We start from the raw sequence: 19311 nt of genomic DNA, 5'->3' as shown, positions 1-19311 counted from the left end.
TCTCTGAAGGTCTCTTTTTAGGATATATTAAGGCTGTGAATGAGGACACTCACAGCGGCGAACCAAACAAACAGATTCTAAATTAAAAACCCTCCAAGGGACTCAAAGCCGTTGGAGGGCAAAATCGAAAGACATTATCCGATAAACTGTCTACTGCCGCTGCCTACTCCTTAGCCTTCGACTTATCTCTATTCTCTTGGTTCTTAAATCTTGATTCTAAATACTTGATACTCATTACGCCACCGCTTTCTCATCATTCAGGATTTTTTCGAGTCTTTTTTTCAAGACAGAATCTTCGACATCAATTCGATATTTCATTTTCAAATATTGCTTTACTTCAGCAAGATCTTTGAATTCGCTGACATTCAGTCTTTCGAGTGCACGGTTTATTAGGCCTTTTTCCATGGGTTAGGGGTGTTAGTCTTCCTAATATACAGAATTTTAAAATTCCTTGTTTCAGCCAACTACAAATTTTTAGAGCCGTTCAGCAATTATTATGGTTTTCCGAATGGTCTTCTGACGCCCATCCAAATCAAACAACTCGACCAACAATACATAATACCCGCTTCGCATCCGACGACCTAGATTATCTGTACCCGTCCAGGTATAAAGTCCTTTCGTTGCCAAAATTTCATTCTCGGCAAGTGAGGCTAACCTCCGACCTGCCAGATCATAAATCCGAAAACTCCCCACCCAACCCGGCTGCTCCAGCTCGTAGCGAATGCTTACAAAGGTATTCCCATTGCTTCCCTCCGGATCAAAGGCCGCCGGGTCAATTTGGATGATTTCACTGTCAAACTCCTCAGGAATAAATTGGGAGTTTTTCATCCCCGGACTTGCATATCCTACAGCGGAAGAAGCCGAATGCCAATTATCCAAGATATCCGCGGAAGTTTCAATGGAAACTCGCTCCAAAGAAACGCCTTTGGAATCCTGGAGCAAAGGATGGTGCAGGTCATCAACGTAAGAAAACTGCTCGACCACATTTTCCTCAGAATCCAACAACAACACCGTGCCACCTGCTATCGGATAACTGGGAAGCGAACTGATTTCATAAAATTTACCTCCTTCGGAAAGCGGGTAATCCAACTTTACTCCATTGGTGTCCGTGGAAATTGCCAAAAAAGAATTGGGCTCCATGACCAAGGATTCCTCGGAAAGCATTCGAAGCTGATCAATATTTTCTTGATCATCTAAATTGGCTAGGCTCCAGGAGCCGATTTCCAAAAATTTATCGGTGGGATTGATTAATTCCACAAATTTCGGACTGCCCGTTTTTGGATTGTAAAGCAATTCATTGAGGAAAATTTCTCCAGCCTGAGCAATCGAAGGTCGAATAATATCCAACTCAAGGAGATTCATTTCATTGCCACTGCAATCTAAAAAACCTTCGATGCTTACTCGGATCAATTCATTTTCAGGAAAAGTTTCCGAGACATTCACCCTCAGCAAATCTTGTTCAATCCAAATCGAATCCACTTCTAGTTGCGACTCAAAACTGACCTGATTCTGAGTAAAAAATGGCTGAATCAATTCAGAAAAGCGAATCCTCAATTCATTTGCTTTAGTAAAAAAGTATTCTTCAAATCTTGGCGCAGTAGTGTCAAGACTGGAATCAAAAACTGAATTTTCGGATCCGGGACTTCCTCGATTTGGATTTTCAGAAGGACGCAAATTCAAACTTTGATCACATAGCAAATCAGGATTGACTACTTCCAAACTATAACCGCCTCCACTGAACTCACTGCTTCCCCAAGATGCCGTCGAATAGCTTATTTGATCAATTAGATCTTCATTATCCGATTCCAATTTCAATTCATCACCTCCATTCAGTAATGTAGGCCAAGAAGAAATTGGAATCAGCAGACCAAATTCCTCCATTAATTCCGCATCATCCTCGGGCACCAAAAGGACAAATTCCCCCGGCTGAATCCAAAAATCCTCCAACTCCACGGAAATTCGGGAATTGGACCACAGCAACTGTCCGGTCCGGATTTCCTTTTCGCCTCTGTGAAGAAGCTCCACATACTCCACATTGGGTAATGCATTTTCCTCTCGCGGAGCAGGCATTATCTCGTTGATGACCAAATCTTTAAAGGCAATTTCTGTCGGATCAAAAAATTGGAAGTTTACGGTTGTATCTTTTATGACATTTCCTTCCAAGTCTGAAATCTGACGAATAGAAAGTGAATAATCTTCAGATTCCTCCAAGTCTTTTCCAAAAGTCAAAATCACCAAACTGTCCAACTTCAGTTCCGCATCGATGGGTTCGTCCCCATCTAATCCAAAATTCAACTGAATCTGAGAAAATATCGGGTCTAATCTTTCGGAAAATTGAAGTTCGAGCTGATTGGCATCAAATCCCCTAACCCGCTCCACCCGAGGCGGCTCTTTATCTTCCTCAATATCGCCAAACACAAAATCATCCATTAGCCAGCGAGCGCAGGTTCCCGATCCCGCCCCATAGCGAACCGATATTTTCAAAAACAAGGTATCCTTACGCTGCTGATTTTCACTTAAGTTGATTTCAAATTTCCGATAATCCTGATCTTCATTGGCAAATTCTTCTTCCGAACCCAAGCCGCTTTCTTCACCATAATTCCCCTCCAGAGATTCTGAAAAAGAATAAGAAACTACAGCCGCTCGATCACCGGATCCATTCTGAAGGGATCGGGCCCAAAACTGAATATTGGGATCGACATAATCTGAGGGGAAAAGGCGGACAATCAGTTCGCCATCAAAGGTAGAGATAGGCTGTACTGCCAAAGCCTGCGAACTTCCGACTCCGGCTGCCTCAGCCTGAAAAATACGGGAAGAACCGGACTGAACTTCATTTCCATACCAATGAGCCAAAAACTCCTCGGGGTAATTTTGAGTTTCAAATTCGGCCTCAAAATCTTCCTGATAATTTTGCGCATTGGCGACTAGTCCATTTACAGAAAAGGTAAATGCTCCAATAAGCCAGGTCAATATAAAAGTGAGCTTTTGCATCAAAAAACAGGAAAAGCATAGGACTAAATTTATAAAAGTATTTAAAAAATCAAAATCGATTGGATTCCCATTTTCAAAAAAGGGAATTTTTATAAGAAATGTCTGAAAATGAAACCTTCTGCCTTACTTTTGCATTTCGATTCATTAACCTATTCAACCCGAAAAATGAAAATTGCAGTGGTAGGAGCGACCGGACTGGTTGGCTCAGAAATCCTCGAAGTGCTCTATGAGCACAATTTCCAATTCGACGAACTTTTACTAGTTGCTTCCGAGCGATCTAAGGGTAAACAGATTGAATATAAAGGAAAACCCTATACCGTAATTGGATTGGAAGATGCGGTAGCTGCAAAACCTGAAATCGCGATTTTCTCCGCCGGAGGAAGTACTTCCTTGGAATGGGCTCCGAAGTTTGCAGAAGCGGGTACCACCGTCGTGGACAATTCATCCGCTTGGAGAATGGACCCCAGCAAAAAATTGGTGGTGCCGGAAATCAATGCAAAAGAGTTGAGCAAAACCGACAAAATCATCGCTAACCCCAACTGTTCCACCATTCAAATGGTACTGGCATTGGAGCCTTTGCGACAGCGCTATGGAATCAAGCGAATCGTGGTATCCACCTATCAATCCGTGACCGGAACCGGGAAAGCCGCTGTGGATCAAATGATGGCAGAACGAGCGGGAGAAGAAAATCCTCCGATGGTATATCCGCACAAAATTGACATGAATGTCCTTCCTCATATCGATGTATTCCAGCCCAATGGCTATACCAAGGAAGAGATGAAAATGATCAACGAAACCAAGAAAATCTTCTCTGATGATAGCATTGCAGTGACCGCCACGACAGTTCGCATCCCCACCATGGGAGGACATTCGGAAGCGGTCAATGTGGAGTTTAAGGAAGACTTTGATCTGGAAGAAGTAAAAAAATTACTCGCCTCTGCTCCTGGAGTGGTGGTGCAGGACGATCCGGCCAATTTTGTCTATCCGATGCCCATCACCGCACACAAAAAAGACGAGGTTTTTGTCGGTCGACTGCGCAGAGACGAATCCCAAGCAAACACGCTCAACATGTGGATAGTTGCAGATAATTTGAGAAAAGGCGCCGCCACCAACGCGGTTCAAATCGCTTCCTATTTGGTGGAAAATAAACTCGTTTGATGAATCCCAGCGAGTTTCATAGCGCTGAATTCAGACAATTTGTGCAGGATCATCTCAATGAAGATCCTGCACTTTTGCTTTTTAAATACCAGGGGAAAGTTTCTTTTGACCTTAAAGCGGCAGTTCAACAGATTTATGCTAGGCGAAGGACAGAAAAAAAACTTCCAGAATGGGCTTCAAATCCCGAACTCATATTCCCCGCATCCCTTTCGTTAGAGCAAAGCTCCAGTGAGGAAACTGCTAAATTCAAAGCTCAAGGGTTTGATGGAAAAATTATGATTGACATGACGGGAGGATTTGGGGTGGATTTTTTTTACCTGAGTCAGAAATTTGCAAAAGGGATTTACTGCGAAAGGCAAAAAGAACTTTTTGAGATCACAACCCATAATTTGCAGCAACTGGAACTCTTGGAGGGTCTTGCAAGCAAGTTTGAGTTTTTCGAAGGAGATGGAATGGAGTTTTTGGAAAAAACCAATCATCATTTTGACCTGATTTATATCGATCCGGCAAGGCGTGGCTCGGGAAATCAAAAACTCTATAAACTCCAGGATTGCGAACCCGATGTGGTTGGTTTATGGACTCTTTTGAAAAGCAAGGGGGATCAGATTTTGATCAAATCCTCTCCGATGTTGGATATTTCGCAGGCTTGGGTCGAGCTACCCGAAATTCAAAAAATCACCATTCTCTCGATCAAAAATGAAGTAAAGGAGCTTTTGCTTTCTTGGAAGAAAGAAAAGAACCTAGCTTCAAAACAGATCGAAGTGGTGGATTTGGGGAGTGGTTTTCCACAGTTTTCCTTTGACCCAAAAGAAGAGCAAAACGCCGTTTCACAATTAGCGGAAGCCGAAAACTACTTAATCGAACCGCTGAGTGGAATCCTAAAAGCCGGAGCATTTAATCTTTTTGCCGCCCGATTTGGCTTGAAAAAGCTGGAGAAAAACAGCCATTTTTACACCTGTTCCGACTTACCCAAGGAATCCATCCCAGCTCGGATTTTTGAGATCATTGATGAGATTCCCCCGAACAAAAAAGTAATGAAGGCACTTTTCCCCGCTGGAAAAGTCAATGTGATTTGCCGAAATTATAACCAAAGTGCCAATGAACTTAAAAAGAAACTCGGATTGAAGGATGGAGGAGAAGAGTTTCTCATCGGAACGAAAAGCCAATCTGGATTTAAGCTTTTTTGGTGTAGGAGAATAAGCTAGCGGTTTTGCTTATTTTTTTACAAATTTAATGGTGGAGAAAAAGAGGCTCTATATAATCGCAGGTTGCAACGGTGCCGGAAAAACCACAGCTTCCTTTCGCATATTGCCAGAGCTTCTAGGCTGCAAGGAGTTTGTGAATGCGGATGAAATTGCTCGTGGACTATCACCTTTCCAACCCGAAACAGTAGCATTCGAGGCAGGACGCATTATGTTGGAAAGAATTCATGATTTGATTGAAAAAGAGGAGGTTTTTGCCTTCGAGACTACCTTATCAACGCGATCGTACCTTGGGGTTATCAGAAAAGCTCAAAAGCATGGATATTTTGTGTCGTTAGTGTTTTTCTGGTTAGAGTCTGAAAACTTGGCCATACAACGAGTTAAAAAACGAGTTTCTGAGGGCGGACATCATATTCCTGAAGAAGTAATTCGAAGAAGATATCAACGCGGCATTTATAACCTTTTCAAACTTTTTTTTGATATAGTGGATTATCTGGTAATAGTTGACAATTCAGGTCCTATTCCCGATTTGGTTGCCGAAAAAGATATTACTCTTCAAATAGTAAATATTTATAAATTTGAAATGATCAAATCCCATTTGATATGAGTTCCGAAGAAAAAGAAAAGCTTAAAGTAGAATTGAAATCCGCAATTCTGAATTCCGCCGAAGACTTCCTTACTATGAAAAAGCGATTGGGACAAAAAATCGTGGCCCAAATCGATGGGAAGATCGTGACCCGAACTCCGGAATATTTTTTACGGAAAATGAAGGAGAAAAAATCTCTCAAAAATTAAATGGGATGACCACTTAACCAAAAAGCCCGTGCGAACACAGGCTTTTTGATTATTCCTTCACTTCTTCATAGTCGACGTATTCTCCGCCCTCTATATCTTTCTTCCGTTTTTCTTGGTGCGTTTTGGGGATGTAATCCACATTGACGCCTTCTTTTGGCCTAGACGCCTCTTGCTGCTCTCTTCGCTGTTGTCGCTCCATCTCCGAAACTTGCTGGGCAAATTTAGCAAGCTTTGTCCGTAGAAAATAACGGATCAGCTGTCCCAGCAACCAACCTACACCCAAAAGAATTACTACAAATTTTAATAAACCACCCATTTACACCTATTTTTTCTTAGTCAGCAGTTCCCTTTCAAACCTCGGTAATTTGAGGATAAAACCGACTACCTACGATATCATTTTCAGAATACAGCTCTTAATTCTGCTGCATTATGCCTTATCGGCTGAGATACAAATTCCGCTCGGAGTAAATCTTTAAGAAATAATCGTCCATCAAATCATCGATAAAATAAATTGACTCGCCGGTTGACTTCATTTCAGGACCGAGTTCCTTATTGACATTTGGGAATTTGTGGAAAGAGAATACCGGCTCTTTGATCGCATAACCTTTTTTGTAGGGTTTGAATTCAAAATCTGTCACCTTTTTCTCACCTAACATCACCTTTGTGGCATAGTTTACATAAGGCTCACGATACGCTTTGCAGATAAATGGAACGGTTCGAGAGGCTCTTGGGTTGGCTTCGATGACATAAACCTTGTCGTTTTTGATCGCAAATTGAATATTGATCAAACCCTGCGTACGCAAAGCCAGAGCAATCCGCTCGGTGTAAGTTTCGATCTGTCTAATCACCAAATCGCCCAAATTGTAGGGGGGAAGTACTGCATAGGAATCTCCGGAGTGGATTCCAGCGGGCTCGATATGCTGCATGATTCCGATGATGTACACATTTTCTCCATCACAGATTGCATCCGCCTCGGCCTCGATCGCTCCTTCCAGAAAATGGTCCAAAAGAATTTCATTATTTGGAATATCTTTTAGCACATTGACCACATGCTCTTCAAGTTCCTTTTCGTTGATCACGATTTTCATTCCCTGACCTCCGAGGACGTAGCTCGGACGTACAAGTAGTGGAAAGCCCAATCTTTTGCAAAGCTCCAAAGCCTCATCGGTATTATGGATCGTGCCAAATTCAGGATACGGCACATTATTTTCTTTCAAAAGTGTGGAAAATAAACCCCGATCCTCGGCCAAATCCAAGGCTTCAAAGCTTGTCCCGATGATTTTGATCCCGTACTTATCCAGTTTTTCGGCAAGCTTCAAGGCCGTCTGACCACCTAACTGCACAATGACTCCTTCCGGCTTTTCGTGGAGGATGATTTCATAAATATGCTCCCAGAATACCGGCTCAAAGTAAAGCTTATCTGCCACATCGAAATCTGTGGAAACCGTCTCCGGATTACAATTGATCATGATGGTTTCGTAACCGCATTCTTTGGCGGCCAAAACCCCATGCACGCAGGAATAGTCAAACTCGATCCCTTGTCCGACCCGATTTGGACCGGAACCCAAAACCACCACTTTCTTTTTTGGTGTGCGGATGGATTCATTTTCCTCTCCAAATGAAGAATAATAATAAGGAGTCTGCGCTTCAAATTCTGCCGCACAGGTATCTACTAGCTTGTACACGCGCTTGATTCCCATTTCTTCGTAGCGCTTGTTGAAAACTTCACTTTCCAAGCAGCCTAGAAGGTGTGCAATTTGGCGATCAGCATAGCCTTTTTTCTTGGCCAAATCCATCAATTCAAAAGGGATGGTATCCAGGGTGTACTTATCAATCTCTGCCTCAAGATGAATCAGTTCTTCAATTTGCTTCAGAAACCATTTGTCAATTTTGGTCAAATCATGGATCGTCCGAAATGAAATTCCCAACTTGAATGCATCGTACACGTGAAAAAGTCTATTCCAGCTCGGGTTGGCGAGCGAGTATAAAATTTTGTCTTGATCCCGAAGCTCTTTTCCGTCAGCGCCAAGGCCATTTCGTTTGATTTCAAGTGACTGACAGGCTTTTTGCAAGGCTTCCTGGAAGTTTCTTCCTATTCCCATCACTTCACCTACGGCTTTCATGGATAGTCCTAGCCGTCGGTCGGAGCCTTTAAATTTATCAAAATTCCATCGAGGGATTTTGACAATCACATAATCAATCGATGGCTCAAAATAGGCCGAAGTCGTGCCGGTGATGGAATTAGGCAATTCGTCCAAATTATACCCAATGGCCAATTTTGCTGCGACTTTAGCAATCGGATACCCGGTGGCTTTGGATGCCAAAGCGGAAGAACGGGAGACCCGCGGATTGATCTCGATACCGATGATCTCCTGATTGTCTGGACTCACCGCAAACTGCACATTACAGCCTCCGGCAAAATTGCCAATCGAGTTCATCATCGTAATGGCATAATTCCGCATCTTTTGATACACTGTATCGGGCAAGGTCTGAATCGGAGCAACTGTGATTGAATCACCGGTATGTACTCCCATCGGGTCAAAATTTTCGATGGAACAGATCACGATCATATTCCCAATATTATCCCGCATGACCTCCAGCTCGTACTCTTTCCAGCCCATGATACTTTGCTCGATAAGCACCTCATGTACCGGTGAGGCCTGCAAGCCAGCTGAGAGCAAACGTTCGAAATCTTCTGCCTTTTCCACAAAGGCTCCTCCTGCTCCTCCCAAGGTATAGGAAGCACGAATAATCAATGGAAAACCGATTTCTTGGGCAATCTCTTTTCCTTGCAAAAAGGAAGTGGCTGTCGCGCCTTTGCAGACACCCACACCAATTTTTTCCATAAGAGCCTTGAATTTCTCCCGGTTTTCGGCCGTGTCGATCGCATCGATGTCCACGCCAATCATCTTCACCCCAAAATGCTCCCAAATCCCGGCTTTATCACAATCGATGGCTAGGTTTAATGCAGTTTGACCACCCATGGTCGGCAGTACAGCGTCGATATCCGGGTGGTCAGTCAATATTTTTCGGATTGATTTTTTTTCCAGGGGAAGCAGATACACATGGTCTGCTGTCACTGGGTCGGTCATGATCGTCGCCGGATTGGAATTGATCAGGGTTACCGTGACCCCTTCTTCACGCAGGGATCTAGCAGCTTGGGAGCCTGAATAGTCAAATTCGCAAGCTTGACCGATGACAATGGGACCTGAACCGATGATGAGAATGTGCTTGATGCTACTGTCTTTTGGCATTTGAGAGGAGGGTTGAATCGAAAATTTTACTGATGTCCAAATTGGGGCAAAATTAGAAAATTATTCCAAAGGGACACGGAGAGATCCCGATAAATTGAAAAGAATGTCATTGCCACACTTCAGAATTGCTTCAAATCTTCCATTTACTTTTGTAATCGTGTATCTTCCCTAGGTCCACCAGCCACACCCCTATGAAAATTCTCATCATTGAAGATAACCCCGAGCTGACTCAAAATATGGTCAGCTATCTCCAAGGGGAAAATATCCTTTGCGAAACTGTCGCCAATCTTTTTGACGCCCAGGACAAGTTATTAAGCTTTCAATACGACTGTATCGTTTTGGACCTCATGCTCCCCGATGGGAATGGATTGGAGATTCTGGATTTTATCAAAAACAAAAAACTCAGTACTAACGTCCTGATCATCTCGGCCAAAGATTCGCTGGATGACCGACTCAAAGGGCTTGACGAAGGAGCGGATGATTATCTGCCCAAACCCTTTCACCTCTCGGAGCTTCTTGCCCGACTCCGTGCCATCTATCGCCGGTCCCGACTGGGAGGCTCTGACCAGCTTGTATTTAATGAGATTAGCCTGGATACGGCGTTGATCCAGGTGAAAGTAGCTGAAAATATACTCGACCTGACCAAAAAAGAATTTGACCTGCTCCTTTTTTTCATCACCAACAAAAACCGGGTGATTGGAAAAGAAGCGATTGCCCAACACCTATGGGGAGATTACACCGACGATCTGGCCAATTTTGACTTTGTCTATCAGCATGTCAAAAATCTTCGAAAAAAAATCTCTCAGGCAGGTGGAAATGATTACATCAAAACCGTGTATGGCATCGGTTACAAATTTGACCCTAACGTTTCATGAAGCTTATCAACCTACTCACCATCTGGTATACTCTGATTACCATGATCGCGCTTTTTTTAGGGGGGCTATTGATCTTCAAAAAGTTTGAATCTGAAATCGATTTTGAGCTGGGAAGAGAACTTGACCGGCAGATAGATGCCTATGCAGAGCGGATCGAATCCGGAGCTCCGGCTGACCGACTGATTTATGATAAACTTGAGATTCGCGAAATCCCATACGAATTGCCTCTCGAGGAGCTTTACCTCCGGGATACGGTCGCCTATCACGATCCGATGAACCGGGCAGAAAATCAGCTTAAAGCCAGCAAATCTTATAAAATCGATGGAAAACACTACCGGATTTCATATTACAATATCGTAGTTGAAACAGAGGATATCACCGAAACTGTCGTGATCACCATGTTCTCGGTTTTTTTGATTCAGCTGCTATTCCTTGGCTTTTTTACCCGGATTGGTTCCAATAAAATCCTTAGACCCTTCCATAAGACTTTGGATCAAATCCGAAGCTTCAACTTTCAAAAAAACGAGCCACTCCACCTTCCTGAAAATTCTATTGCCGAGTTTGAAAAGCTCAACAGCTTTTTGGAAAAAATGTCTCAAAAACTACTCAATGATTACCGTCAGATCAAGGAGTTTTCTGAAAATCTATCTCACGAAATTCAAACCCCTTCCGCGATCATTCGTGGCAAACTGGAGCATTTGATGAATGAACAAATCAGCGAAAAACAAGCGCTGATGATCCAATCGGCCTATCAAAGCAATGAAAAAATCAACAAAATCGTACGCTCTCTATCTATGTTGGCCAAGTTGGAAAATGAAGAGTTTGAAGCTCCCGAAAAAATTGACCTCAGCCCTATCGTACAAAAAATCATCGAAGGGATGACCGAACTGATCGAGTTGAAAAATCTGGAAGTAAAAACCCAGATTCAGGAAAATTCCAGCGTAAAAATCCACCCATTTATCGCTGAAGTCCTCATTCAAAATCTGATCAATAATGCGATAAAGCATAATGTCGAAGGCGGAAAACTTTATGTGGAACTCAACGATTACAGCCTTCGAATCGAAAATAGTGGAGCCCTTCCAGAAAAAGATCCCGAAGAATTTTTTGACCGATTCTCCAAAGGAAATACCAATTCAGACTCCATCGGCCTTGGATTATCTATCGTCAAACAGATTTGCAGACGATATAATCTTCGTCCGATCTACCGAATCGAAAACAATCTGCACGTTTTGACGATTTTGTTTAAGTAATTGCTTCAAAATCTCTACAGAATCTATTTGTAATCTTGTATTGAAAATTAATACAAACCAACTATGCATCTTTTAATGAAGTCTATTTTTCTCAGTGCCTTTTTCGGATTGTGCTTCTCAGCTGGACTGATGGCTCAGGAAAAATCAGTCAAAGGAAAACTGATTGATCAGGAAAATCAGGAGCCCCTAGCCTATGTGCAGGTAGCTCTATTTAAGTCCCTGGATGATTCAGATCCGGTCTCATTCTCCGATACCGACGAATCCGGAAACTTCAATCTTTCCGCCCCTGAGGGTACTTATTTCCTCAAAGCCTTTTTTCTGGGTTTTGAGGATTTGGTAGTTCCGGACATTGATTTGAGTCAATCGCAGGAACTAGGTGAATTAGAAATGGTGAGTGAAAGTGCGGCTTTGGAAGAAGTGGTGGTGCAGACTACCAAAATGCCTGTCAGATCTACTATGGAGGGTATTACTGTGACTCCAGAAAACAACCTGGCTAATGCGGGTGGTACACTATTGGATATTCTTCGCAATACTCCATCAATTTCAGTATCTGAGGATGGTTCTATTTCCTTGAGAGGAAGTACCGGAACCAATATTTTGATCAATGGCCGTAATTCTTCGCTGACACGAAATTTGGATCAATTGCCAGCCTCCGCCATTGAGGAAATCAAAATTATCAATAACCCAAATGCCCGATTTGATGCAGAGGCAGAGGGTGGAGTCATCGATATTATTTTGAAAAAAGGACAAGACTTCGGTACTCACGGTAGTGTGGAAGGAACCTACGGTACTCGAAACCGATCCAATATTGGTGGAAGTGTAAATCACCGAGGTAAGAAGTGGAATGTGTATGGTGGGTACAACTATCGAGATTGGAAAAATGTCGGAGAGCGAACTTCAGTTCGTGAAATTTTTGACCGAAACGAAATACTCGATCAGAGTACACGAAGCTCAAGCCGAAGAACAGGACATAATGTAAACTATGGCGCAGATTATTACTTCGGGAATAATGTCATCAGTTATGAAGGAGTTTATCAATATGGAATAAACTATCAAACCAACACACTTTTTGCGGAATTGGACCGAATTATCGACGGCGAGACGGATTCTTTTGATTATGTAAGAAGAAATACTGAAGATGAATCCGACGAGGGATTTGATAATGCCTTGATTTTTGAGCACTCATTTAAAGATAAAGGACATACCCTACGTGCCTTGGTCAGTCAGTCTTACACCAATCAATTTAAGACCCAAAACATTGACATTTTCAGAAATACACTCAATCCTGATCCCAGCAATCTAAACGGGCAGGAACGAGCTTTCACAGACGAAGTGAGAAATACCTTTATTTTCCAGGCAGATTATATCAAGCCTTTGGATGAAGACAGAAAAATTGAGGCAGGTTTAAAATCCAATCTAAGGAAATTCGATAATGATTACAGCTATGCCCGACTGGATGAGCAGAGTCAGGAGTTTGTCGAAGACCCCGCTGTAAGTAATGTCTTCCTTTACGAAGATCAGATTCACGCCGGTTATTTTATATACTCCAATGCCGGTGGAAAATTTGAATATACCTTGGGTTTAAGAGGTGAGATGACTTTTGTCGATACCTACCTTGCCAATACAGATGAGCGAGGATCACAGGAATATTTCAATTTTTTCCCGAGTGTACAGACCATGTACAATCTCAATGACAACCATTCATTGAAATTTACCTATAGCCGAAGAATTGATCGTCCTACTGCTTGGAGATTGAACCCATTTCCAGATATCACGGACTCCTTAAACGTCCGAAGAGGTAATCCAAACCTTCAGCCTGAAATGATCGATTCCTTTGAGTTTGGACATTTGGCCAACTTTGACAATTCAAGTTTTGCGACAAATGTCTTCTATCGTCAAACCGAAGGTCAGTTGGATTACATTACCATCATTGAGGATGGGGTTTCTTATTCTCAGCCTGACAACTTGCTTTCTTCCAGTTCATATGGGGTGGAGTTTGTCGGAGTGAGCGAAGTGAACAACTGGTACACGATTAACGGTGGTGTGACTTTATTTAGAATATCGGTGGATGGATCCAATATCGGTGAAGAATTTACCAACTCGGGTTTCTCATGGAATACCAAATTGACTCAGGATTTTAAACTTCCCTATGGATTCAATTTCCAATTGGTGGGTAATTATGAATCACCGGAAATCGAAGCTCAGGGTCGTGACTTATCACAATACTATGTCGATGCCAGTTTGCAAAAAGGATTTATGGAAAATCGCGGTTCGGTAACCTTGAGTGTTCGCGACGTATTCGATACGCGAAGATGGGCTGGTTTTGCACTAACCAATACCTTTAGCCAAGATTTTTACTCCAAAAGAGAAACAAGAATTGCGCTCATCAGTGCTCGCTATAGCTTCTAAAAAATTAAAGCCAAACCAACCATTGAAAGTCCCCTCAGCCGAGTGGGACTTTTTTTATTTTCTGTTCAGCATCAGCCAAGCTTTGGGATCTACTTCGGGCTCTTCGATGGCTTTAACCATTACTGATTTTTCCCCCAACTCGATTTTTTGAACCCCCGCCTCCGTTTTTACCTCTACCGGTAGAGTAAAATCAATTCCCTTCAGGCTAATCGCCCAGCCCTTCTTTCCTTTCTTCTTTATTACCAGCTCAGGGAGCTGGGTGCTATAGAGGTAAAAATCAAAAAAAGCATCCAAATCCCGCTCAGCATAGTTTTTGACAAATTCGGTGAAATCACGCGTATCGACCCGGTTTTGATACCCAAAACGCTCATCTGCGACAAAACCTTTGAGCATGGGAAAGAATACTTCATCCCCTAAAATCCCCCGCAGGGAATGAATAACCATGGCCCCTTTGCTGTAAATCTCCGGATGGTAAGCCTCTTTTTCAGTGCTATTGGGACGACTGACCACCGGCCTATCATGGGGAATATGTCTGGACTCCGCAGTTACTTTTTCGAAATAAGCGTCTTCTCCTCCATGCTCCCAATAAAACAACCAATCTCCGTAGGCGGTCAAGCCCTCATGAATCCACATATCCGCCCAATCCCCCACCGAGATTTTGTTGCCAAACCACTCATGCCCGAGTTCATGATGCAGCAGCCAATCGTACTGGGTATCCCCGAGCGGTACAAATTGGAAGTTGTTTCCGTAAGCATTAATAGTCTGATGCTCCATACCCAGATAGGGTGTCTCCACGACGGCTATTTTATCCTCTGGAAAAGGGTAAGGTCCAAAGTACTTTTCATGGGTACTTGCACTCTCTTCCAAAACCGAAAGCAGGACTGGCGCTTTGGCTTTATTTTCCTGCAACACATACACCATCATGGGAATCTGCTGTCCGGAAGATGATTCAAACCATTTCTCCTCCCCGTGAAAAATTCCCACCGTGAAATTCACATTGTAATTATTGATGGGATAATCCGTCACCCAATGATAAATTGATTGGTCGCCTTCAGATTTTTCGCTTATCAATCGCCCATTTGCCGCAACGAAATAGGGCTTGGGAACGGTGAATCTCAACTCAACCCCCTCGCTTGGTTCGCTCGATGGATGGTCCAATGCGGGCATGAAGATTTTTGCTCCCTCCCCCTGAGAGGAAAGCCCCATCCAGTGATTGTCCAATTGATCTTTTTCCCAAGTGAAGCCACCTTTCCAAGGTGGATTTTGTGCGATGGGGGTTTTCCCTCCGTAAAACACCTCTACTTCATTACAAGTACAGTCAATCGGCAGGATATCAAGTACATCATTTTGATGAAAAAATTCGACTTCTTTTCCATCCATCAGCACTTTCTCCACCTCATACTCGTCGATTAATTGCAATCGGAGCGTATCGAGTTTTTCCTTAGCTTCAAACACAATGGTATTCGAACCACGAATGGATTGCTCGTTGGGCAGGATCTCCAAGTCGAGCCGATATTGAACTACCTTAAATTTGGTTTGCAGGGGATCGATGGGACCGCCCCAGTCCCAGGATTGGGCTTGCAAAGCAGAAAAACTAAAGAGCAGTAGGGTGATAAGATTCAGGTGTTTTTTCATTGGAGTTTGGAATAGCTGAAGGCTAAAACTATTTGTTTTCTAGTCTAAAAAGAATTTCCAAAATATTGACGCCAAAGGTCTTGGATTTCATTTGGGAGATTTTTTTGAAACCAAATTGCTCATAAATTTTTGCTGCGGGTTCCAAACCCAAGGTAGTATATAAGTAGGCCCCTTTGTAGCCCTTTTCTTGATAAAAATCCATCCAATCTTGCATCAGTTTTTTGCCCAGTCCCTGACCACGATAGGGCTTCTCCAGGATAAAATAGCGGAGCTGAGCCTGCTGATCTTGTCGGTGCATCAAAAGCAGAAAACCCACCATTTTCCCCTGATCTTCCACAATCCAAACCTTATCTCGCTGAGGATCATACTGTCCATAAAACTCCAATAGGCTGTCCATCACATAGGCTTCAAAACCTAATCCAAAGCCATGTTCATCCGCGTAAATCCGTCCATGAAGTTCGACTACCTGGCCCAAATCCCCCGGTCTCAATTCATGACGGATCGTAATATTTTCCAACTGGTTCATCTTTTTGGTCTAAAAACCCTTTCTGAAACTAAGAAAAATTGGTGGATTATCGAAACACAAATTTGAATTGGTTTTACAAAACTGATCGGTGGTGACCAAGGTTATCTTTGGATAGGGAAAAATTCACAAACTTCAACCCACGTTGTCTGAGTCATCGCCGCTATGGGTGTCCCCACTCACAGCTTTTATTTTTCCTGCTTTCTCATCAAAGCCTTGGAACAAGAATTTTTCTTAAAAAGTCAAGATAGACCCGTGAATAAGCCAGCAATCAAAAAATCAACCTTTGACCTAAAGGCCTAATCCATATTTTTCTAGTTAATAGTCTTCATTAAAAGTTACTTGAAAAACCACCTAATTACAAAAACTCAGAAGGCAATTCAAAAACTGCTATACCCGGATCTTCATCCGTGGTTATGCCGTATATTTTCTGAAGATTTAAGTCAACGACCACTCCTCTTATGGAAATGTCCAGATTTAATTTTCCCACCACATCGCCTGAATGTGTCAAAATATAAATGGTTTTGGCAACTTCATTTGTCTTTTGTATTTCTTCTTCGTTAAAACCACCATATAAATCATAAATGTATTTATCATCGATATAGACATCCCGATGACCGTATTTGTTTTGTATGTCAAAAATAACCACTGAATTTGCTCCAGAAGGCACTATTTCAAATTTTGGCAGTTCCAGTCTCGGCCCTTCCACTATCGTAAACTCTTTATCGTTGTAGTCAAATATTTCTAGCCTGTCCCGATAGATGCTTGCCTTTACAAATAGTCCAACTTCTCTATTTCCCCTAAACCAGCCCTTATTGATTTCCCCTAAATGATAGTTTACGATAGGATCTGTATAATCTATTAAATGATCAGTATCAGGGATTTTTTCCCAGTTACCGTACCCTGCTAACTTCTCCCCATCCTTCAAGGAAATTTCCACCAATCGATTTTCGTCTATGGACTTTATCCCTAAAATGGTACTATCTGTAGCATGAAACATATTAAACACTTCATACATCCCTTCTGGCTGCTTATATTGATCAATTCCTAACAATGATGTGTCTGTCAGTGAAAAGTCAGTGAAGGTTTTAGCCATCCCGCTGTACACGGTAAAAGTAGAATCATTTTTTCCCGGCTCAACCAAGGTCGCATCCGGAATCTCAAAGGGTCCAAATCCTGATTTCCCTTTCGATGAATGATAGCCTAAGGGTGATTTTTTTAGGATTCGTATAAGTGGGTACTTTGGATCATTTCGCCTATTTTCTGAAATGATCAAATAATCACCTACTGCATTAATAAATAAGGGATTAATGATCTCAGGAAAATAGAATTTCTCACCCTTAAGATTAAATACCTTATCACTTTTTTCTATTTCTAAAAATTTGTTTTCTTCACGGTCAGAACAACAAGAGACATATAATAATGTAAAAATTAACACTCCCCAATTAGCTACTTTTTTCATACTAAAATGTAAAAATCCTGACTTAGAAAGCCAGGATTTTGTTTTAAAATAACGTTGCATTTACCTGGTACAAGTTACCGCATATCTTGATTCATCAGTTGGCCAATAACCACCTCCCAAATCAGTACATCCTGATGAATTAGATTGGCAACAAATATGGTGTGGCTCGCCCATTCCGGGATCATCCTGATCCTCCTGAGCAAATGAAGGGTTGATTGAAAAAAAGCCAAAGGACATTGCAAAGACCCCTAAACCAAGACCGAATACTTTAATTTTGTTTTTCATAATAAATTTGTTTTGGTTGTGATGAAAATTTAAACTAAAAAATACCCTAATCCGGTGCGAATAAAAATACAGGGGCGGTGTTTTTTTTTGCAAGCGGTAGCTAGCCTGTGAATGCTGAAAAAATACTTGTTCAGTCAGGACTAAAGGATGATTTTGTTTATAGATTGACATTGATGACACAATAATTCCAGCTTCTGGAGAAGCAGGAAAACCAAAAGTTTACCTCAAAGCAGAAACTCACCGATTAAGCCCATCATATCTACAAAAAAGCCGCCATTTCTGGCGGCCCATTCTTAATCCTCGGCGTAGTTGAAGCTGTCCACCTGCTCCTTGACCCAATCCCTATACTTTTCTTTTCGGTATTCATTCCATTCGGATTTATACTTAGACTCATCGATCAGAAATTTAAAAGCTGTCATGGACTTGGGTTTGGTCAGGGAATTGACGAGCTCTTCGGCTAGATTTCGTTCTTTTACCTTCCGGTCGATAAAATCCTGCATAATCTGGTGCTCTTGGGCCTGCTCCATTTTGGTGAATTCGGCAAAATTGTCCGGTTCGGCATCGATTTCGTCGAGGATATCTTCCTCCTCTTCGGTCAGATCATAATTGAAATAATCCTCATCATCAGGCATTTGATGGATCTTTTTCTTATCGATCTGATAGAAACAGACCATTCCTTTGAGTAATTGGGCAGCGATGTGATCTACCTCTTTTTCTGTCAGCGAAAGCATTGGTGGTTTAGAAAATTTTAGGAAAAATAATCAAAGTCAGTTGGGTTACAAATTGTTTTAGCAAAAGCAACAGTAAAGCCAAAAATTAACCGAATCAATCATTTTTTGAAAAATTTTTCCAAAACCGCTTCATTTAGCTCATGTCCTCCTTCAAAAGTGATTTTCTCGGGCTTTTTCTCCAAAATGCTAAGCCATTCCTCCTGTTTTTGAATACTTTCCGGAGTCAAGAATTCATCCTGATTTCCATAAATCATCGTAATTTTTGTGTCAAAAAATTTTTCTTTGGCGCCTTCGATCTTCATATCATGGGCAAATCCCCCCGCCCAGAGGACCAAGGTTGAAATTTTGCCCGACCACTGACTGGCCCATCGGCTTGCCGTAGCTGCTCCCTGAGAAAATCCCAAGACATGAATTTTTGGTAATTTCTCAAAGCTTCCCAAAATCTCCTCCATCAACTGATCCAAATAGCGCTGATTGTTGGCAATGGCAGTTTCCCGCTCGTATTTCGTCATCCAATTGGCCCCCACCCGACCCTCAAATCCGGACAAGTACTGGTAATTGGTTCCTTCCGGAGCCAGAAACAAGCGCTGATCATTATCAAAGAGCAAGAATTTTCGGATAAAAAATTCGGAAAGTTGCCCATATCCATGAAAAAGTACCCACAAGTCAGTTTCGTTTCCGGCAGGTTCATGCGAAAGGGAATACTGCGCCTCGAAAGGAAATTTAATGGATTTCTTCAAT

General features: G+C 42.2%; 17 protein-coding genes. 7 read left to right on the top strand and 10 right to left on the bottom strand.

What is annotated here, in order from left to right; translation table 11 throughout:
* Nucleotides 1–234: 234 nt before the first annotated feature.
* Both BM043_RS19550 and BM043_RS15175 read right to left on the bottom strand, forming a co-directional pair.
* A complete protein-coding gene (locus BM043_RS19550) occupies nucleotides 235–405 on the bottom strand; it encodes a hypothetical protein (RefSeq protein ID WP_177188494.1) in 171 nt (56 codons plus the stop codon).
* 69 nt (nucleotides 406–474) lie between these two features.
* Nucleotides 475–2991, bottom strand: coding sequence for a lamin tail domain-containing protein (locus BM043_RS15175; protein ID WP_092793157.1), 2517 nt, complete (start codon nucleotides 2989–2991; stop codon nucleotides 475–477).
* 165 nt (nucleotides 2992–3156) lie between these two features.
* Between BM043_RS15175 and BM043_RS15170 the strand changes: the two genes are divergently transcribed.
* From BM043_RS15170 to BM043_RS15155, 4 genes are read left to right on the top strand one after another with little or no spacing between them, the layout of a single operon-like run.
* Nucleotides 3157–4149 carry an aspartate-semialdehyde dehydrogenase gene (locus BM043_RS15170; RefSeq protein WP_092793181.1) on the top strand — a complete coding sequence of 331 codons (993 nt, stop codon included), beginning with the start codon at nucleotides 3157–3159 and terminating at the stop codon, nucleotides 4147–4149.
* Entirely contained in the window at nucleotides 4149–5354 is a 1206-nt protein-coding gene (locus tag BM043_RS15165) for a THUMP-like domain-containing protein (RefSeq protein ID WP_092793156.1), read from the top strand. The genes BM043_RS15170 and BM043_RS15165 overlap by 1 nt, the downstream gene beginning before the upstream one ends.
* A 28-nt stretch (nucleotides 5355–5382) precedes the next feature.
* On the top strand, nucleotides 5383–5958 hold the full coding sequence (locus BM043_RS15160) for an ATPase (RefSeq protein WP_218144157.1): 576 nt from the start codon (nucleotides 5383–5385) through the stop codon (nucleotides 5956–5958).
* Nucleotides 5955–6146: a hypothetical protein gene (locus BM043_RS15155; RefSeq protein ID WP_092793154.1), complete on the top strand. Its 192-nt coding sequence runs from the start codon at nucleotides 5955–5957 to the stop codon at nucleotides 6144–6146. The genes BM043_RS15160 and BM043_RS15155 overlap by 4 nt, the downstream gene beginning before the upstream one ends.
* Nucleotides 6147–6195: 49 nt before the next feature.
* On the opposite strand, the gene BM043_RS15150 is transcribed toward BM043_RS15155, so the two are convergent.
* Complete coding sequence (locus BM043_RS15150) at nucleotides 6196–6462, bottom strand: DUF4834 family protein (RefSeq protein WP_092793152.1); 267 nt, start codon at nucleotides 6460–6462, stop codon at nucleotides 6196–6198.
* 118 nt (nucleotides 6463–6580) lie between these two features.
* Nucleotides 6581–9400: a carbamoyl-phosphate synthase large subunit gene (gene carB / locus BM043_RS15145; protein ID WP_092793150.1), complete on the bottom strand. Its 2820-nt coding sequence runs from the start codon at nucleotides 9398–9400 to the stop codon at nucleotides 6581–6583.
* A 191-nt stretch (nucleotides 9401–9591) separates the two neighbouring features.
* Between carB and BM043_RS15140 the strand changes: the two genes are divergently transcribed.
* From BM043_RS15140 to BM043_RS15130, 3 genes are all read left to right on the top strand, one after another.
* Nucleotides 9592–10275, top strand: a complete 684-nt coding sequence (locus tag BM043_RS15140; RefSeq protein WP_092793148.1) for a response regulator transcription factor — start codon at nucleotides 9592–9594, stop codon at nucleotides 10273–10275.
* The gene (locus tag BM043_RS15135; protein WP_092793146.1) at nucleotides 10272–11525 is read left to right on the top strand and encodes a sensor histidine kinase; all 1254 of its coding nucleotides are present in this window, start codon (nucleotides 10272–10274) and stop codon (nucleotides 11523–11525) included. The genes BM043_RS15140 and BM043_RS15135 overlap by 4 nt, the downstream gene beginning before the upstream one ends.
* Nucleotides 11526–11600: 75 nt before the next feature.
* Entirely contained in the window at nucleotides 11601–13934 is a 2334-nt protein-coding gene (locus BM043_RS15130) for a TonB-dependent receptor (RefSeq protein WP_092793145.1), read from the top strand.
* 54 nt (nucleotides 13935–13988) lie between these two features.
* Here BM043_RS15130 and BM043_RS15125 read toward each other — a convergent pair whose 3' ends face one another.
* The 6 genes from BM043_RS15125 to BM043_RS15100 all read right to left on the bottom strand — a co-directional run bounded on the left by BM043_RS15125 (nucleotide 13989) and on the right by BM043_RS15100 (nucleotide 19310).
* Nucleotides 13989–15569, bottom strand: a complete 1581-nt coding sequence (locus tag BM043_RS15125; RefSeq protein WP_092793143.1) for a M1 family metallopeptidase — start codon at nucleotides 15567–15569, stop codon at nucleotides 13989–13991.
* Nucleotides 15570–15597: 28 nt separating this feature from the next.
* Entirely contained in the window at nucleotides 15598–16095 is a 498-nt protein-coding gene (locus tag BM043_RS15120; protein ID WP_092793139.1) for a GNAT family N-acetyltransferase, read from the bottom strand.
* A gap of 355 nt (nucleotides 16096–16450) precedes the next feature.
* A complete protein-coding gene (locus tag BM043_RS15115) occupies nucleotides 16451–17614 on the bottom strand; it encodes a BF3164 family lipoprotein (RefSeq protein WP_092793138.1) in 1164 nt (387 codons plus the stop codon).
* On the bottom strand, nucleotides 17615–17839 hold the full coding sequence (locus tag BM043_RS19410) for a hypothetical protein (protein WP_143189550.1): 225 nt from the start codon (nucleotides 17837–17839) through the stop codon (nucleotides 17615–17617).
* A gap of 293 nt (nucleotides 17840–18132) precedes the next feature.
* Entirely contained in the window at nucleotides 18133–18570 is a 438-nt protein-coding gene (locus BM043_RS15105; RefSeq protein ID WP_092793134.1) for a UPF0158 family protein, read from the bottom strand.
* A gap of 98 nt (nucleotides 18571–18668) precedes the next feature.
* Nucleotides 18669–19310 carry an alpha/beta hydrolase gene (locus tag BM043_RS15100; RefSeq protein ID WP_092793132.1) on the bottom strand — a complete coding sequence of 214 codons (642 nt, stop codon included), beginning with the start codon at nucleotides 19308–19310 and terminating at the stop codon, nucleotides 18669–18671.
* Between the last annotated feature and the right edge of the window lies 1 nt (nucleotide 19311).

It is taken from the genome of Algoriphagus hitonicola, assembly GCF_900113375.1.
Lineage (GTDB): Bacteria > Bacteroidota > Bacteroidia > Cytophagales > Cyclobacteriaceae > Algoriphagus > Algoriphagus hitonicola.
The sequence above is the reverse complement of the archived record's forward strand: the minus strand, read 5'-3'. Positions and strand labels throughout refer to the sequence as shown.

What these genes read in the sequence shown, in the direction of transcription:
- BM043_RS19550 (WP_177188494.1), bottom strand. Translation starts at nt 405, where the DNA reads ATGGAAAAAGGCCTAATAAACCGTGCACTCGAAAGACTGAATGTCAGC.
- BM043_RS15155 (WP_092793154.1), top strand. Translation starts at nt 5,955, where the DNA reads ATGAGTTCCGAAGAAAAAGAAAAGCTTAAAGTAGAATTGAAATCCGCA.
- BM043_RS15140 (WP_092793148.1), top strand. Translation starts at nt 9,592, where the DNA reads ATGAAAATTCTCATCATTGAAGATAACCCCGAGCTGACTCAAAATATG.
- BM043_RS15150 (WP_092793152.1), bottom strand. Translation starts at nt 6,462, where the DNA reads ATGGGTGGTTTATTAAAATTTGTAGTAATTCTTTTGGGTGTAGGTTGG.
- BM043_RS15120 (WP_092793139.1), bottom strand. Translation starts at nt 16,095, where the DNA reads ATGAACCAGTTGGAAAATATTACGATCCGTCATGAATTGAGACCGGGG.
- BM043_RS15165 (WP_092793156.1), top strand. Translation starts at nt 4,149, where the DNA reads ATGAATCCCAGCGAGTTTCATAGCGCTGAATTCAGACAATTTGTGCAG.
- BM043_RS15170 (WP_092793181.1), top strand. Translation starts at nt 3,157, where the DNA reads ATGAAAATTGCAGTGGTAGGAGCGACCGGACTGGTTGGCTCAGAAATC.
- BM043_RS15135 (WP_092793146.1), top strand. Translation starts at nt 10,272, where the DNA reads ATGAAGCTTATCAACCTACTCACCATCTGGTATACTCTGATTACCATG.
- BM043_RS15130 (WP_092793145.1), top strand. Translation starts at nt 11,601, where the DNA reads ATGAAGTCTATTTTTCTCAGTGCCTTTTTCGGATTGTGCTTCTCAGCT.
- BM043_RS15105 (WP_092793134.1), bottom strand. Translation starts at nt 18,570, where the DNA reads ATGCTTTCGCTGACAGAAAAAGAGGTAGATCACATCGCTGCCCAATTA.
- carB (WP_092793150.1), bottom strand. Translation starts at nt 9,400, where the DNA reads ATGCCAAAAGACAGTAGCATCAAGCACATTCTCATCATCGGTTCAGGT.
- BM043_RS15125 (WP_092793143.1), bottom strand. Translation starts at nt 15,569, where the DNA reads ATGAAAAAACACCTGAATCTTATCACCCTACTGCTCTTTAGTTTTTCT.
- BM043_RS15175 (WP_092793157.1), bottom strand. Translation starts at nt 2,991, where the DNA reads ATGCAAAAGCTCACTTTTATATTGACCTGGCTTATTGGAGCATTTACC.
- BM043_RS19410 (WP_143189550.1), bottom strand. Translation starts at nt 17,839, where the DNA reads ATGAAAAACAAAATTAAAGTATTCGGTCTTGGTTTAGGGGTCTTTGCA.
- BM043_RS15160 (WP_218144157.1), top strand. Translation starts at nt 5,383, where the DNA reads ATGGTGGAGAAAAAGAGGCTCTATATAATCGCAGGTTGCAACGGTGCC.
- BM043_RS15115 (WP_092793138.1), bottom strand. Translation starts at nt 17,614, where the DNA reads ATGCAACGTTATTTTAAAACAAAATCCTGGCTTTCTAAGTCAGGATTT.